General features: G+C 44.6%; 12 protein-coding genes and 2 tRNA genes. 4 read left to right on the top strand and 10 right to left on the bottom strand.

The features are described from left to right. Positions 1-69: 69 nt before the first annotated feature. The 6 genes from arsC to PY364_RS16615 all read right to left on the bottom strand — a co-directional run bounded on the left by arsC (position 70) and on the right by PY364_RS16615 (position 3,752). Positions 70-483, bottom strand: a complete 414-nt coding sequence (gene arsC, locus PY364_RS16640) for an arsenate reductase, glutathione/glutaredoxin type (protein ID WP_275524160.1) — start codon at positions 481-483, stop codon at positions 70-72. A 17-nt stretch (positions 484-500) separates the two neighbouring features. Further along, positions 501-1,211 carry an MIP/aquaporin family protein gene (locus PY364_RS16635; RefSeq protein ID WP_275524156.1) on the bottom strand — a complete coding sequence of 237 codons (711 nt, stop codon included), beginning with the start codon at positions 1,209-1,211 and terminating at the stop codon, positions 501-503. Positions 1,212-1,221: 10 nt separating this feature from the next. Continuing rightward, positions 1,222-1,896, bottom strand: a complete 675-nt coding sequence (gene arsH / locus PY364_RS16630; RefSeq protein WP_275524159.1) for an arsenical resistance protein ArsH — start codon at positions 1,894-1,896, stop codon at positions 1,222-1,224. Between the two features lie 27 nt (positions 1,897-1,923). Further along, the gene (locus tag PY364_RS16625) at positions 1,924-2,952 is read right to left on the bottom strand and encodes a PstS family phosphate ABC transporter substrate-binding protein (protein ID WP_275524154.1); all 1,029 of its coding nucleotides are present in this window, start codon (positions 2,950-2,952) and stop codon (positions 1,924-1,926) included. 117 nt (positions 2,953-3,069) lie between these two features. Continuing rightward, entirely contained in the window at positions 3,070-3,396 is a 327-nt protein-coding gene (locus tag PY364_RS16620) for a metalloregulator ArsR/SmtB family transcription factor (protein ID WP_275524157.1), read from the bottom strand. An 80-nt stretch (positions 3,397-3,476) separates the two neighbouring features. Next, positions 3,477-3,752 carry a hypothetical protein gene (locus PY364_RS16615; RefSeq protein WP_275524153.1) on the bottom strand — a complete coding sequence of 92 codons (276 nt, stop codon included), beginning with the start codon at positions 3,750-3,752 and terminating at the stop codon, positions 3,477-3,479. A 267-nt stretch (positions 3,753-4,019) separates the two neighbouring features. Here PY364_RS16615 and PY364_RS16610 point away from each other — a divergent pair, with 267 nt between their 5' ends. After that, entirely contained in the window at positions 4,020-6,077 is a 2,058-nt protein-coding gene (locus tag PY364_RS16610) for a prolyl oligopeptidase family serine peptidase (RefSeq protein ID WP_275524152.1), read from the top strand. Between the two features lie 51 nt (positions 6,078-6,128). Here the strand turns inward: PY364_RS16610 and PY364_RS16605 are convergent, their stop codons facing one another. Next, a complete protein-coding gene (locus PY364_RS16605; protein ID WP_275524151.1) occupies positions 6,129-6,656 on the bottom strand; it encodes a GNAT family N-acetyltransferase in 528 nt (175 codons plus the stop codon). Between the two features lie 1,108 nt (positions 6,657-7,764). Between PY364_RS16605 and PY364_RS16600 the strand changes: the two genes are divergently transcribed. The 3 genes from PY364_RS16600 to PY364_RS16590 all read left to right on the top strand — a co-directional run bounded on the left by PY364_RS16600 (position 7,765) and on the right by PY364_RS16590 (position 12,950). Further along, a complete protein-coding gene (locus PY364_RS16600; RefSeq protein ID WP_275524148.1) occupies positions 7,765-11,415 on the top strand; it encodes a response regulator in 3,651 nt (1,216 codons plus the stop codon). Positions 11,416-11,522: 107 nt separating this feature from the next. After that, positions 11,523-12,809, top strand: a complete 1,287-nt coding sequence (locus PY364_RS16595) for a hypothetical protein (RefSeq protein ID WP_275524146.1) — start codon at positions 11,523-11,525, stop codon at positions 12,807-12,809. Between the two features lie 70 nt (positions 12,810-12,879). After that, positions 12,880-12,950, top strand: a tRNA-Gly gene (locus tag PY364_RS16590). A gap of 63 nt (positions 12,951-13,013) precedes the next feature. On the opposite strand, the gene PY364_RS16585 is transcribed toward PY364_RS16590, so the two are convergent. The 3 genes from PY364_RS16585 to PY364_RS16575 all read right to left on the bottom strand — a co-directional run bounded on the left by PY364_RS16585 (position 13,014) and on the right by PY364_RS16575 (position 15,776). After that, complete coding sequence (locus PY364_RS16585) at positions 13,014-13,433, bottom strand: hypothetical protein (RefSeq protein WP_275524145.1); 420 nt, start codon at positions 13,431-13,433, stop codon at positions 13,014-13,016. Positions 13,434-13,468: 35 nt separating this feature from the next. After that, positions 13,469-13,540, bottom strand: a tRNA-Thr gene (locus PY364_RS16580). A gap of 94 nt (positions 13,541-13,634) precedes the next feature. Next, the gene (locus tag PY364_RS16575) at positions 13,635-15,776 is read right to left on the bottom strand and encodes a serine/threonine protein kinase (RefSeq protein ID WP_275524143.1); all 2,142 of its coding nucleotides are present in this window, start codon (positions 15,774-15,776) and stop codon (positions 13,635-13,637) included. Positions 15,777-15,925 lie beyond the last annotated feature (149 nt).

Raw genomic sequence — 15,925 nt, 5'->3', positions numbered from 1 at the left:
GCGGTTCTTTGACCGCCAGGATGGCGGCGTTACGGATACTTTTGCGTAAGTTCTGATTGTGAAATAATCTTAAATTGTTGCTGTTTTTATTGTTAAAGACTCCACCAACTTATTAACTCGTTCCTTCACCTCATCTCGAACGCGATGAAATGTCTCTATTGGCTGTCCGTCTGGGTCATCAAGTTGCCAATCTTCAAACACTTCTCGCAGTACCCATTCTTCCGGTAAATTCACACCACAGCCACACAAAGAAATCACAGCATCGTAATCCTCAGCATTAAAATTACTTAACGGATCTGAAGTTTGATCTGTGATATCAATACCAATTTCAGACATTACTTGAATCGCCGTTGGATGAACTCTGCTAGATTCCAACCCAGAACTCGCTACCTCAATTTTCCCCTTACCTAATGTTTTAGCAAATCCTTCTGCCATTTGGGAACGGCAGGAGTTTTTCTTGCAAACAAACATGACTTTTTTCAGTGACATAATTAATCTCCTTAGTTGATATCGCGAAATCCGTTAGACAGTTCTCGATAAACTGCCACTGCTAATTGTGCTCCCCAAATCGGAGCAACCCAATAAACCCAGTGATGTTCCCAAATTCCCCCGACTAAAGCAGGGCCAAGAGACCGCGCAGGATTCATGCTAGCTCCGGTAATTGGCCCCATAAATGCAGCCTCTAATCCTACAGTTAACCCAATTGCTATTCCTGCAAAGCCAATGTGAGCTCGCCTATCCAGTCCAGAACCCAAAATGACAAACATTAAGATAAAAGTCAGGACTGTTTCTAGTAGTAAAGACTGCGGCCAATTACTTTTGAGGGGAATAGTTGCACCTAGATTATCAATTTTGCCCAAGGCTATTAGCAATAAAGCTGAAGCTAATACGGCTCCTGTTGATTGAGCTAAAATATAGGGTAGAACTTTGGTTTTTGGGAAAAACCCACTTGCCCAAAATCCCAAGGTAACAGCAGGATTAAAGTGTGCGCCGCTGATGTGTCCAAATGTATAAATTAAAGCAGTTACTACTGCTCCAAAGACGAAGCTAATGCCTAAATGAGTGACAGCACCCGCGCTGATTTTGTTAACCATTACTGCACCCGTGCCTGCAAATACTAGCATAAAAGTGCCAAGGCATTCTGCGATCGCTTCTCTCTTGCAATTACAGAACAATGAATTTTTTAGTTTCCGAGCAAAAAGCTTGAGCATTACAAATATATCAAGTCTCGGTATTTTTGCTAGAATTAACCTCAAGAGCGTTATTAGCTACAGCAATAATCTCCTTTGCGGCTTTTTCCTTTCGTTCGCTGTAGCGATCTGTTAGATAATCTACTTGGTCGCGAAGTAGTAAAGTAAACTTATAAAGTTCCTCCATCACATCAATTGCGCGATCCCGATAAGCCGAATCTTTCATCGTGCCATCTTCGTTAAATTCCTGATAGGCTTTAGCCACAGAAGACTGATTTGGTATGGTAAACATCCGCATCCATCGCCCCAAAATTCTCAGAGTATTCACAGCATTAAAAGACTGGGAACCGCCGCTAACTTGCATCACTGCTAAAGTTCGACCTTGAGTTGGTCTAACGGCCCCTAAACTTAAAGGAATCCAGTCAATTTGGTTTTTCATAATCCCGCTAATATTGCCGTGCATTTCTGGACTTGACCACACTTGACCTTCAGACCAAAGGCTCAAATCACGCAATTCTTGAACTTTGGGATGAGTATCAGGAACACTCCCATAAATCGGTAATTCACGGGGATTAAAAAATTTAACTTCTGCCCCAAATTCTTCGATAATTCTGGCGGATTCTTCAGCAAGTAGGCGACTGTAAGAACGCTCTCGCAAAGAGCCATATAAAAATAAAATCCGGGGTTTATGAGTGAATTTTGTCATCATTATTGCCATCAAAAATCAATAAAATTAAAACTTTTTTTCTTTTCGCAACAATTCTCCTATTGTCAAGTCAAACCGAGCTTCGCCGCCGAAAACAGTCCCGACTTTACCGTTGTAGAAATTATTGTAAATCAGTTGATAGCCTTCTTTTGGCAATGGAATATAGCCTACAGAATTGACTGATTTTGGTGCTTTCTCCATGTAGAATTGTACGAAGTCGCGTACCTCTGGTTTGTTTTGGGCAGCCGTGTAGTTTATGTAGATAAAAAGAGGTCTCGTAAGAGGTTGATACTGAGCCTTTTCTACAGTTTCGCGGCGGGGCATAACTGGCCCTTTACCGCTGTCAATTTCTAATGCTTTTAATTGAGTTTGATTAGCTTCGTAATAGCTTAAGCCAAAGTAACCCAAGGCATTTGGATCTTTGATAACTCCCTGCACTAAAACATTATCATCTTCACTAGCTGTGTAGTCAGTACGACTGGCTTTAGCTTTACCAACTGCTGCTTCTGTGAAGTAGTCAAAGGTACCGGAATCTTGACCTGCACCGTAAAGGTTAATGGGTTGATTTGGCCAACTGCTTCTAATCTGATTCCATTTGGTAATTTTACCTTGCGCGGCTGGTTCCCAAAGTTTTTTTAGTTCTGCTACTGTGATGTCTTTTGCCCAGCTATTTTGGGAATTAACTACTACTGTGAGTGCATCAAAAGCGATGGGTAATTCATAATAGCGTATGCCCGCTTTGTTGCAAGCTTCCATCTCTTCGGATCGAATTGGTCGTGAGGCATTACTGATGTCTATTTCGCCAGCACAAAACTTTCTAAATCCGCCACCTGTACCGGAAAATTCAACAGTAATTGGTACTTTTGTACCTTGAGTCTTTTGAAAGTCTTTCGCGATCGCATCTGTAATCGGATAAACGGTACTGGAACCGTCGATTTTAATCGGCTGCGACGTTTGTGACTGCACTTGAGTACAGGAATTTAGGAGCGTTGTAGCACTAAGTGCTAAAAGCTTTATACTAAGTGTGTGAGGATCGACCTGCTTTGTTGCTTTCATTGACCTCGCCCTAATGCCAAACTTCATGTTCACAACTTCACCATATCAAAAAAAGTTGATATGTCAAGTATAGGGGATAACACGCACAGAAAAAATACATTAAGAAATGTTGATAGACTAAGGGGTGTCGCAGCAACGGATAGACAGGATCGGGCTGAAGCGGCGGTACTCAGCGAGGTACTGTTCGAGGATGGCAAACTGGGGAATGTTGAGGCTGTAGTAGATCCAGCGTCCCTCTTGGCGGCTGCGGACTAAAGCTGCTTCCTTCAAGGTTTTGAGGTGAAAGGAGAGTTTGGATTGGGGGACATGGAGGCGATCGCACAGATCGCAGACGCACAATTCCTGTTCTCGCAGTAACTCGATTACCTGAATCCGCAGAGGGTCAGAGAGGGCGTGAAAACCGCAAGCGATCGCACTTGCTGTAATTGTCGGGGTTTGAATCATCAATTTTTTTTGAAATGTTGGTGACTTTATCCTAGCTTCAGGAAGTGCGATCGCACTGCAAGATAACACTTAACAAAATTCTACTTTACCTTCTGTTCCCTCGGCGGCACATTTGTCAAACCATAATTTTTCATCAGTTTCAGAATTCCTATAGATAGAATTCCCCCAACAATTACGCCCCCAACAATTAGCATAATAAAGACTTTTTGCAAAACTTTTTTAGTGTCGGGATGGTAGACTATTGGTCTATCCACATTTTGCCTATCTAGTTCCTTCCCTAGATTTTGCGGGTCGAACCGATTAGAGGGTTGATTCGTGTCAAAAGGATCGGGTGTTTGATTGGGTAGTTGATTCATAGCTAGTTTCAGTGAAATGGTAGTAACAACTATTATAATTGACTAAAAGAAGATCGCTGATGTTTCATTCACATTCAAATGATTAGAAGTGTATAACTTAATATCATTAGCTCAGTAACACAGCGAAACAAACGATTCAAAAATTACCTCATCATCATAATCTAGATTAATACACAAAACATAATAGCAGCCAGGTCTATAAAATTACCCCCACACTAACTGACTCTTCAGCGCTAAACTGGACAATATTGACCATACTCCAAAATTATGCCCGATCGCACTCAACATCTAACTTACCCGACCAGCCCCAAAATCGAGCAAATCGATGAATATCACGGCATAAAAGTTGCAGACCCTTACCGCTGGCTAGAAGACCCCGACTCAGAGGAAACCAAGGCTTGGGTAGAAGCTCAAAATCAAGTCACCTTCGCCTATCTTAGCGAAATTCCCGCCCGCGAAAAAATTAAACAGCGGCTAACTCAACTGTGGGACTACGAAAAATATAGCATCCCCTTCAAAGAAGGCGATCGCTACTTTTACTTCAAAAACAACGGCCTCCAAAATCAATCAGTCCTCTATACCTTAACCTCCCTCGACGGCGAAGCCAAAGTTTTAATAGACCCCAACACCCTTTCCGAAGATGGAACCATCGCCCTTTCTGGCATCGCTATCAGCGAAAATGGTAAACTAATGGCCTATGGTTTATCCGCCTCCGGTTCCGATTGGCAAGAATGGAAAATCAGAGATGTCGAAACAGGTAAAGATTTATCAGACAATTTACAATGGGTAAAATTCTCTGGTGCATCTTGGACGCACGACCATCAAGGATTTTTTTACAGTCGCTACGACGAACAAAACGAAAAAAGCAAACTAGAAGACGTTAACTATTACCAAAAATTGTACTACCACCGTCTCGGTACAGCTCAATCTGAAGACGTACTAATTTATGAACGCCCAGACCAAAAAGAATGGGGATTCAGCGGCGGAGTTAGCGAAGACGGCAAATACTTAATCGTCTCAGTTTGGCGGGGAACAGATCCGCAAAACTTAATCTTTTACAAAGATTTGACCAATCCAGAAGCAGAAGTAATAGAATTAATTAGTGAGTTCGATGCCGAATATGGATTCATCGACAACGAAGGCTCTCTATTCTGGTTTCAAACTGACCTAGATGCACCTCGCCGTCGCGTCATTGCCATTGATACTACCACTAACAATAGCACAGAAGTTATACCTCAATCCACCGAAACTCTCCAAGGCATCGGCATCCTCAATAATCAATTCGTTACCTCTTACCTGAAAGACGCTTACACTCAGATTAAAATCTTTAATTTAGAAGGTTCATTTGTCAGAGAAGTAGCCTTGCCAGGAATAGGTTCTGCTGGAGGCTTTGGCGGCAAACGCCACGACACCGAAACCTTTTACAGTTACACCAGTTTTACAACACCCAACACCATCTATCACTATGATATGGTCACAGGTGAAAGCACGCTTTATCGTCAGCCCAAGGTAGACTTCAACCCCGACGATTACGAAACCAAACAAATATTTTACAGCAGCAAAGATGGCACAAAAGTACCGATGTTTATCACCCATAAAAAGGGATTGCAACTAGATGGAAATAACCCCACATATCTTTACGGCTACGGTGGTTTTGGGGCATCAATCACCCCCAGCTTTTCTGTCAGTAGAGTAGTTTGGTTAGAAATGGGAGGAATTTACGCGATCGCCAACTTACGGGGCGGTGGTGAATACGGCGAAGAATGGCATCAAGCAGGCACAAAACTAAACAAACAAAATGTATTTGATGACTTCATAGCTGCCGCAGAATGGTTAATAGACAACAAATACACCACCCCAGCCAAATTAGCGATCGCAGGCGGTAGTAACGGCGGATTATTAGTAGGAGCCTGCATGACACAGCGCCCCGAATTATTCGGCGCAGCACTCCCCGCAGTCGGCGTTATGGATATGTTGCGATTCCATAAATTTACCATTGGCTGGGCGTGGTGTTCCGAGTATGGTTCCCCTGAAAATCAAGCGGAATTTCAGGTTCTTTATGGTTATTCTCCCCTCCACAATCTCAAACCTGGAACCACTTATCCCGCGACAATGATTACCACAGCAGACCACGACGATCGAGTAGTTCCCGCTCACAGTTTCAAATTTACCGCTGCATTACAAGAAACCCACCAAGGCGAGCGACCAGTGTTAATTCGCATTGAAACCAAAGCCGGACATGGAGCAGGCAAACCTACCGCTAAAATTATCGAAGAAATTGCCGATGAATGGGCTTTTCTAGTGCCGACATTAGGACTTACATAATTGTTTGTAACGCCGCCCTCCGGGCGGTATTCTACCACCCAGAAGCCGGCGTTACGCCATCGGTGCAGACGCAAGATTTTTCCGCAAAAACAACCGCCGAGGTTGACGGAAAAACAAACAAGTCCAATTCCAATCAACCTGCTGCAACTGATAGCCAGCCTTAAAATAAAGCCTACGTGCCGCATGATTATTTTCTAATACGTGCAGGTAAATATCAGAAAATCCCCACTCGATCGCCACACGCTCACAATTGCTCAATAATTGTTGAGCAACCCCCAGCCGGCGACAATTGGGGTGCACAGCCAAATTTGACAAATAAGGATACTCAGAATTTGACATCCGCCAAGGATGGCGCGATCGCAAAGCCATTTCCACCGTTCCCGCCAAATCCCCCGTTCCCGACCTACCCTGTGTCCCCTCCCTGCTAGAGACTAGCTCCGCCGCCAAACAAATATAACGATCCGAAACCGATCGCAGTCGATTTCTCAAATCTTCATAAATACCCAGCCGCAACAGTGGATAAATCAACTCCATAATCCCCTCGCGAGAGTGAAAGCTCAGAGCCAAAATTTCAGCCAACTGCGTCAGATCCTTAGATACAGCCGTCCGGATCAGAAAGCAAGAGGGGCCAGACGGACATCGGAAGCTTTCTAAATCGCGGGACATTGAAGAAAAAAAGAAAGGATTCACAACTCCAAGCCAAGTTTTAGCCAAGTTTTAATTATTAGCCTATCAGAATCACCCAGACTCATACTTACAAATTAAATTGAGCGCCCTATCCAATTGCCATAGGAATTAGAGTCAGGATTATGCCACCATTGAACGAGGAGTAGATTTTTGCCTCCCCTACCGGGAAACAGTCTTCCCATGACCCTTTTCCCGCTAAAGTCCAGATTAGCCTTAGCATTTTCAGTCTAGCCCAGAGACAGGAATGCCCCCAAGCCGTACTCGCCAATACCGCAACTGTGTTAATAATAATTAGACATCAGGATGAATCCCCGCAATTGGGTCACTATTTAAACTCTTGTTTCCTCGTGAGCGCAACCGTAGTTAAGATGAACGGTTGAAACTCTCACACTGGTAAAGGATGAGATTACTTAGAAAACAGCTATGGCTGTGAACTATACTCACCCTCTTTGCTTTCACCATTCAGACGGATAGCGGTTTATGCAACAGGACAGCCCCAAAACAACAGCTAAGAGGGAAGAAGGAAGAAGGAAGAAGGAAGAAGGAAGAGAAAATCTCTCCTTTCCCCTTTCCCCTGTTCTCTTTTTCTTTTCGCTCTCGCCATCCTTGCTAGTGACTTCTGCCTCTAGGCAGTACCGATTCTCCTTAGAATTTAGCCCTTGCAGGGTTGCAGCTGGGGCGGGTTTACAGATATTTGGACTGACTAGAGAAGACGTTGACCAAGCCGCCCCTACTTGCGAACATACTACAAATTCAACTTTTTTACCCTGCTTGATTCACTCGCCGATTGCCCTATATTTAACCACTAGGCTTGAGTTTTTAAACTCAAATCACTTAGGTTTGAGGAGTTTCAACCCTGACATTTCGGGTCTTTGTGTCTTAGTAAAATCTTACAATCTAGCAGTAACATATTTGTTCACTAATGTCAAGTGGTTGTGCCGAAAGAGTCAAGAACTCCTCCAGCGCAAAAGGCGATGGGTTTTCGTTTTGGAGAATCGCTATGAATTCCCAAACTAACCGTAAATTAAAACTATTGGTCGTCGATGACGAACCTGATAACCTCGACCTGCTTTACCGCACCTTCCATCGGGACTACAAAGTGCTCAGAGCAGATTCGGGCCCTGCTGCCTTGGAAATTTTAGCCGCAGAAGGAGAAATCGCGGTAATTATCTCCGATCAGCGGATGCCACAAATGAGCGGTACAGAGTTCCTCAGTCTAGCTGCCACTAGCTATCCTGATGTAATTAGAATTATATTAACGGGCTATACAGATGTAGAAGACCTAGTAGAAGCTATTAACTCTGGCAAAGTATTTAAATATGTTACAAAACCTTGGGATGCCGAAGAACTCAAAGCCCTAGTTAGTCAAGCAGTCGATACTCACAACGTCCTCAAAGCCCGGACAGAAGAACTGCGGCGGGCGCTCAAGCAAGGATCTCTACTTTACGCTGTCACTAATACCATTCGCTCTGCACCGGATTACCGGCAGATGCTCCAAAGAATAGTCGAAACCGTAGGTCATATGTTTGACGTAAGCTGCTGCCTGTTGCGGCCCTTTCAAGACGGTCAAATGGCTGAGGAGTGGTTTCTTTATGAAAAGCAAGAACCAAGACCTAAAGGGTTAGAAGGGGAGCAGGGGAGCAGGGGAGCGGGGGAGAGGGGGAGATGGGTAGATGGAGGAGATGGGGAAGCTAAATCTTCCTTACCCTTCCTACATTCCCCTCTCCCTATCTCCCCCTCTCCTAGTTTCCCAGTCTCCCCCTCTTCCTCTTCCCTCTCACCCGAAATTTTACCGCTTTTAGTTTGGGAAACTCTGGATGTAGAGGTGATCCAAGATGCTCAAAGCGATGAACGGGTGCAGAACCCGGAAAACTGGGAACGGAAACAGGCTTATTTGGCTGCGAATATCCGCACCAGCTTAATAGTGCCACTGTTCTATCAAATGGAACTGATGGCCGTGTTGGCGCTACACCAGTTTGAGGATTCCCGCCAGTGGCAAGATCATGAAGTGCAGTTAGTAATTACCGTTGCTGACCAAGCCGCTTTAGCTCTTTCCCAAGCGCGGGCCTACGAGCAAGTTAGGGCGTTAGCAAAACGAGAAGCTCTTGTTAATACTATTACCTCAGCGATTCGCTCCTCTCTTGACCCCCAAAATATCTTTGCCGCTATTACCCAACAATTGGGGCAAGCACTACATATTGATGGCTGCGCCCTGTCCCTGTGGACAGAAGACGATGAGTATGTCCAGTGTGTAGGCCTCTATGATGCTGCGATCAATGCGGTAGCTGTAGGAGAATTTGCCGAAGGACAGAGGCCATCGTTGAATGGGGAAGCAGTAGAGCGGGGGAGCGAGGGAGTAGGGGAAACGAGCGAGATAAATCTTTCCCCATCTTCTCCAACTCCCTATTCTTTGCCTCAGTCTGTGGTGCCGATTCGAGGTAATCCGGTGTTGCAGGAAGTGATGTTCTCGAAACAACCTGTCGCGATCGCAGACCTTAACCAGCATCCAGAGTTTACGGTAACTGAATTACCATTGCGATCGCCTGCCCGCGCTTTACTGGTAGTCCCTCTCATCTCTGATGGCAAGATTATCGGTAGCATTTCCCTACGCCAAAATCGATCCACCCGCCGCTGGCTACCCTGGGAAATCGAGCTGGCACAAGTAGTTGCCACCCAAGCATCCCTAGCAGTGCAGCAATCGCGCCTCTATCAGACTACTAGACAGCAGGCAGAACGACTGCTGGAAGCCGATCGCCTCAAAACTGAATTTTTCCAAAATATCTCTCACGAGTTCCGCACGCCGCTAACTTTAACGATTGGGCCTCTGGAGTCAGCAGTCAGTTTGAAACAGGATTTACCTTACGAACAAGCTGCGATCGCCCTCCGCAATTCCCGCCGCCTGCTACGGTTAGTAAATCAACTACTTGATTTGCAACGCCTTGATGCTGGTAAGATGCAGCCGAGTTTTCGCCCCACTGACCTAGTAGGATTCTGTCGCAGTACCGTTGAGTCCTTCCGTCCCTACTGTGAAAAGAAAGGTATCAATCTTGTCACTCAATTGGAGGATTGCCCTCACCTATATTTGGATATTGAAAGGTTTGACAAAGTGCTCTACAACCTTCTATCCAATGCAATGAAATTTACCCCGTCAGGAGGGAACATTACTATCAGCCTTAGTAATGCTAGTTCACACTGTTTGCTTCAGGTCAAAGATAGTGGTATTGGCATCCGCACAGAACAAATTCCCTACCTATTTGAGCGTTTCCGTCAAGCTGAAGGCTCCGCTTCTCGCTCCTATGAAGGTAGTGGTTTAGGCCTCGCTTTGGTGAAGGAACTGGTAGAACTGCACGCAGGTAAAATTTCCGTAGAGTCAGTTTATGGTGAAGGCTCTACTTTCACGGTTTGGCTGGTTAAGGGTACGACACATTTGCCCGCAGATCGCTTGCTAGAAGTGCCTGCTGACTTTCACTCTGCTAAGGCGGCGGTGGAATTGGCGGATGTGGAGACAGATATGCTTGAGGAAGAAGAAACACAAGAGACTTCTATTGTAAGCGATTTAGTTAAATCCGAAGGTAAATCCGAAAGATTGCCTACTGTGTTGGTGGTTGATGATAATCCAGATTTGCGTACTTATGTAGCAAGAATTTTACGCCAAGCTAATTTTTCTGTGGTACTTGCTCGTAATGGAGCTGAAGGTTTAGAAATGGCAAAAAGCGACGACCCGGATGTAATTGTGACGGATTTGATGATGCCTGTGGTGTCTGGTTTGGATTTGATTCGGATGATCCGTGAGGATGATTTGCTCAAAGGTACGCCTGTGATTTTGCTAACAGCAAAGGCGGATGAAGATACTAGAATTGAGGGAGTAGAACGGGGGGCGGATGCTTATTTGTCTAAGCCTTTTAATGACCGGGAACTGTTGGCTGAGGTGCGAAATTTGGTGGCGCTGAAGCAAAATGAGCGTCGGGTGCAGCAGTTGAATACTTATTTAACTGAGTCAGTGCTGGGTAGGTTTTTACCGCCTTCGATGGTGAAGGCGGCGGCGGCGGGGGAATTAAGTCTGGATTTGCGCCCGGAACCGCGCCTGATTACAATTTTATTTAGCGATATTGTGGGTTTTACTGCTTTGGCGAATACTTTGCGATCGCGCCGAGTAGCTGAGTTATTAAATGAGTATTTGGCGGCCATGACTAAGGCTGTGTTCAATAATGGCGGTACGGTGGATAAGTTTGTGGGGGATGCGGTGATGGCTCTTTATGGTGCGCCGGAGGAGTTGACTCCTAATGAACAGGTGCGCCGTGCGGTGGCTTCGGCTCGGAGTATGCTTTTGGCTCTGGATGAGCTGAATGAGCGCTGGCAAGAACAGGGCCTTGTGGGGGTTAATGATGTTCCTCTAGTGCGTTTCCGCTGTGGTATTCATCAGGGTACTGCTGTGGTGGGGATGTTTGGTAGTGAGGAGCGATCGGATTATACGGCGATTGGGCCGAGTGTGAATATTGCGGCGCGGCTACAAGAGGCTGCGGAACCAAATACGGTGATTGTTTCGGCGGCGGTGGCGGATTATTTGGATGAGGATGAAATTATTAAGTACAAGTCGCTACAACTTAAGGGGATTGATGAAACTGTGCTGACTTTTGTAGTGAAAAGGTAGTTGGAAGAAGGAAGTTAACTGTTAACGGTTAACGGTTAACTGTTAACGGTTAACGGTTAACGGTTAACGGTTAATTGTTAACTGCAATATTTACTACTTATTTTCCTATGACTAGAACCCTTTATAAGAAAAATTATACTTTCCAGCGCCATTCTGAGTCGCCAATATTGTCGATGGCTGCGCTTTTCGGATCTGTTGTTTTACACGCAGTGGCTTTCTGTTCGATCCGTCTTGGTGCTGTTGATTCTATGAATACAGTTCAGAAGGAACCTGTATCGGTTGAGTTGATTGAAATCGATCCGATTGTAGAATCTCGTAAACCTGTTTCTCCGGTAGTAATTAACAGTAAAATATCGCCGTCTATAACTAGCAAGGGTACTATACCTGATGCTCAAGTCATTGCGAATGCTCAGAAGAAGGTAGCTGTAAAACCTGTTGCTGTGCGATCGCCTTCTAAACCAGTACCTAAACCTACTGTAGCTGTAAAACCTGTTGCTGTGCGATCGCCTTCTAAACCACTACCTAAACCTACTGTAGCTGTAAAACCTGTTGCTGTGCGATCGCCTTCTAAACCACTACCTAAACCTACTGTAACTCCAAAACCTGTAGTTAAGCGATCGCCTTCTAAACCAGTACCTAAACCTACTGTAACTCCAAAACCTGTTGTTGTGCGATCGCCTTCTACACCAGTACCTAAAACCACTGTAGCTGTAAAACCTGTAGTTGTGCGATCGCCTTCTACACCAGTACCTAAACCTACTGTAACTCCAAAACCTGTAGTTAAGCGATCGCCTTCTACACCAGTACCTAAACCTACTGTAACTCCAAAACCTGTAGTTAAGCGATCGCCTTCTACACCAGTACCTAAACCTACTGTAACTCCAAAACCTGTAGTTAAGCGATCGCGTCCTGTAAGGGCAATACCTTATCCACCTGGTACTTTAGGCGATCGCAAACCTGTAATGCCAACACCACCCACACCTTCCCCAAAGCCTCAACCCTCTGGGAGTCAGAATAACGGTAGTGTTCTAGCAACCTTTGATTTAGGTAGCATTCGCAGCGGAGACAGGGATATCCCCGATCGACTAGCTAAACCAGTGCAAAATCAGAGGCAGTTTTCGCCTGTTCTCAATCCCCTGGAAATTGGGCTGAGTTCCGGTTCTGCTTTAACTTTGGAAGTGCTTGTCGAAATTGATGAGAAAGGAAAACTTACGATCGTTCGGGAGGTAAATGCAGTTGAAGATGGCACTAAAGGGTCTTCGGAACCTAAAAATACTGATTATCTGGGATTTGCGAAAGAATTGCTCAAAAATTGGGAATTTCAAGCCGCCCACTCTGGCGGTCAAGCTGTATATTCAGAACTGTGGCTAAGACTTACTGTTAAAGCGCTTTAAGCTATAGATTAGGAAAATTTTCAGATTACTTGCACTTTTGCGAAATCTGTGTTATGGTAATTAAGTCTGTGCGGGTGTAGTTTAGTGGTAAAACTTTAGCCTTCCAAGCTAATAATGCGGGTTCGATTCCCGCCACCCGCTTCTAAATTAAGAGATTAGTAATACCTTGGATTAAGGTGATATTTGTCTTGAGGGTGTAGTTAATTATTCCAACGAGTTAGGTTCAATATACTGGTGATTTGCTCTGACAAAACATTGACCTGGTTTTAAATTCACTCGCATCCAGGGTTTCCCACTAGCATCTCGCTGAATCACCACGACTTCATCAGAACCACCACGACCAAAACTAGCAGCTTCAATTAGTTGATTTTTAGCAAATCTTCGGACAATTTGGTTTTGAGTTCCAGGGGCACTACGACAGTTAAGACTGGTAGCAATAACTATCCATGAACGGTGTTCGTAGTAAACTCCTTCCATTTGTTTACCGTTGACATCTTTCCTCTGAATTGTGTTATAATTCCCATTTCGATCTGGTGAGGGGTTCTGGTCAATTTGAGCTAAAGCAATAGTAGAAATATTAAAGAGTAGAGTCGCGATCGCGATCGCCTGTAAGCGATGAAGCATAGTTTGAGCGTCAATAAATTAGCTTCAACTAAAAAAGCTGGCGATCGGATTTGAACCCATGACCGGCTGATTACAAATCAGCTGCTCTACCACTGAGCTACGCCAGCACTTCGATTTATCATCGTAACACACCTTTTCCAAATCCGCAAGCACTAAAAAAAATTCTTTTCTCCTTCCCAAAGCAGCGCCACCCTAATTGCCTTAATCCCGCCGCCAAACCTTAATCGTCTCATCCGCACTACCACTGACTAGAGTATTGCCATCCCGTGCGATCGCCACCGAATAAACCGTCCCCGAATGCCCCGTCAGAGTAGTCATCAGTTGCCCAGTCGCCACATTCCAAATCTTAATCGTATTATCATCACTGCCGCTAGCCAGAGTCAAGCCATCAGGACTAATCGCCACCGAATTACCTCTACCTACATAATTCCTCAAAATGTGTGGCGCATTACCCCTGCTAGAATTGCCAACATCATTACCTCTACGTTGATTATTACTCAAAATTCGCATCAGCCTCCCCGTCGGCAAATTTCGCAGCTTAATCGTGTAATCATTCCTCACACTTACAAGCGTCTCTCCATCAGGACTAATCGCAATAGAATTAACCCCCAAATTCAAACCAGAAAGAGTACGCTGTAACTCTCCAGTTTCCACATCCCAAACCTTACTCGTCGCATCCGAACTTCCACTCGCCAAAACTTGACCATCAGGACTAAAAACCACAGCATTAACATCATCTAAATGCCCCCTCAAAGTCCGCAGTAATTCGCCACCTTCCAGATGCCAAAGCTTAATTGTATAGTCACTACCGCCACAGCTAGCTATAAGTTTCCCATCAGGACTAATAGCAACAGAATTAACCCCAATAGAATGTCCGGGAAGAGTGCAAAGCAACTCCCCGCTATGCAGATTCCAAAGTTTAATAGTCTCGTCAGAACTACCACTAACAAGAATATCTCCATTAGAGCTAATCGCCACCGAATTTACTCGATCTGAATGTCCAGTTAAAGTGCTTGTCAACTCCCCCGTTTCTAAGTTCCAGAGCTTAATAGTTCTGTCCCAACTCCCACTAGCTAGAATTAGTCCATCGGGACTAATAGCAATCGAATTTACAAAGGATGAATGTCCAGGTAAAGTGTAAACACATTGCCATATCTGAGTTTTAACTTTAGACACTTCTTGTTCTTGCCGCTTGTATTCAGCCGCAGCTTTTTCTCGGCGCTGACGCTCAGCTTCGCCTAAAAGATCGCGCTGAAGCTTAGCTCTACTTTCTCGATCTGCCAGTCGGCGTAACTCTACTTCACAAGCGGCTCGTTGCTGTCGCTGAATCACTTTCAGGCTTTCAATATAAGGTTCAACCCATTCTTGAGCAAACCATTCTTGAACGAATTCAGATTTTAAATAGTAAAGTTGTGGTTCATAGTTAAAATCGATAGTTAAGTAATATAAATCTGCTAAAAATCCTGCTAATAGCTTATGTATTGAAACAATTATTTGTCTAATAATTCGTAGACATACTTTTTCATCAGTACCATCTGCTCCCAACTGTTCATAAACTTTTTCCCAGTTCCAAGGCTGAATGGATACCAAGGAAACAGTTTGATTTACCATTCCCCAAAAACCAACATGAAAATTCACTTCATAGTCGCTGATATCACTATAAAGAATCGCTGTCGGCACTGGGCCTAAAATTGTCTGCAACCGCTCCACATCAATATCAGAAATTGGCTGTTTAAAATAGTCACCGTAAAACTGAACTGGACAAGTTTCACTATGTTGAGGATAATACTGGCTCAAAAAGGCTCTCAACTTAGCGGGTAATTCAATATTTAAGTTATGCCGGAAAGAATCTGGGCAATCTTTGCTAATTTTGGCTGGAGAAACTAACAACAATAATCGGTGTTGTTGCTGCTGCAAAATTTGCTCTGTTTCCTGTCTGCTCAAATTGGAAAACCAAGTATCTCGATCCCAAATAATTTGAATCTCACTCAGCTTGATCTTAATTGCTTCTGCTTGCAACTCCCGCATCAGTTCCCGGCACAATCTACTAATTTCTCGCCTGTCTCTTAATTCTTCTTCTCTTAGCTCGTTAGCGCGTACTTTTTCTACGCTCGTAATCTCTCTTAATTCTTGTTCCCGACGTTCTTGCCGCTGTAGAAATTGAATTTGTGCTTGAATCCAGCGCCGATCTTTTTTGACTTGGTGACGAAGGGCCTGGACTCCCGATGACCCTTCAGAAAAAGAATAGCTGGTAACAGTTGCTCCCAATCGATCTCCCAAACTCTGTGCGATTGGCTTCAGCAGGTCAACAAGGGTATCTGAGACGGGGCGGGGTAAGGACATAAAAATTTATTTTTTTGCTCAAAATCTTTCCCGTAGCTTGTCAGCAGAGAGGATCGCGCAGCCCCGCACGACTAGGGGCAATTTAACTGATAGTTTTTGTAGTGTTTTATTGTATATCGAATTGGAATATTTGGGCTGCGGGGGGCGGG

Source organism: Kamptonema sp. UHCC 0994 (assembly GCF_029167235.1).
Lineage (GTDB): Bacteria > Cyanobacteriota > Cyanobacteriia > Cyanobacteriales > Microcoleaceae > Kamptonema.
Note: the sequence above shows the minus strand (reverse complement) of the source record. Positions and strands in the feature narration are given on the sequence as shown.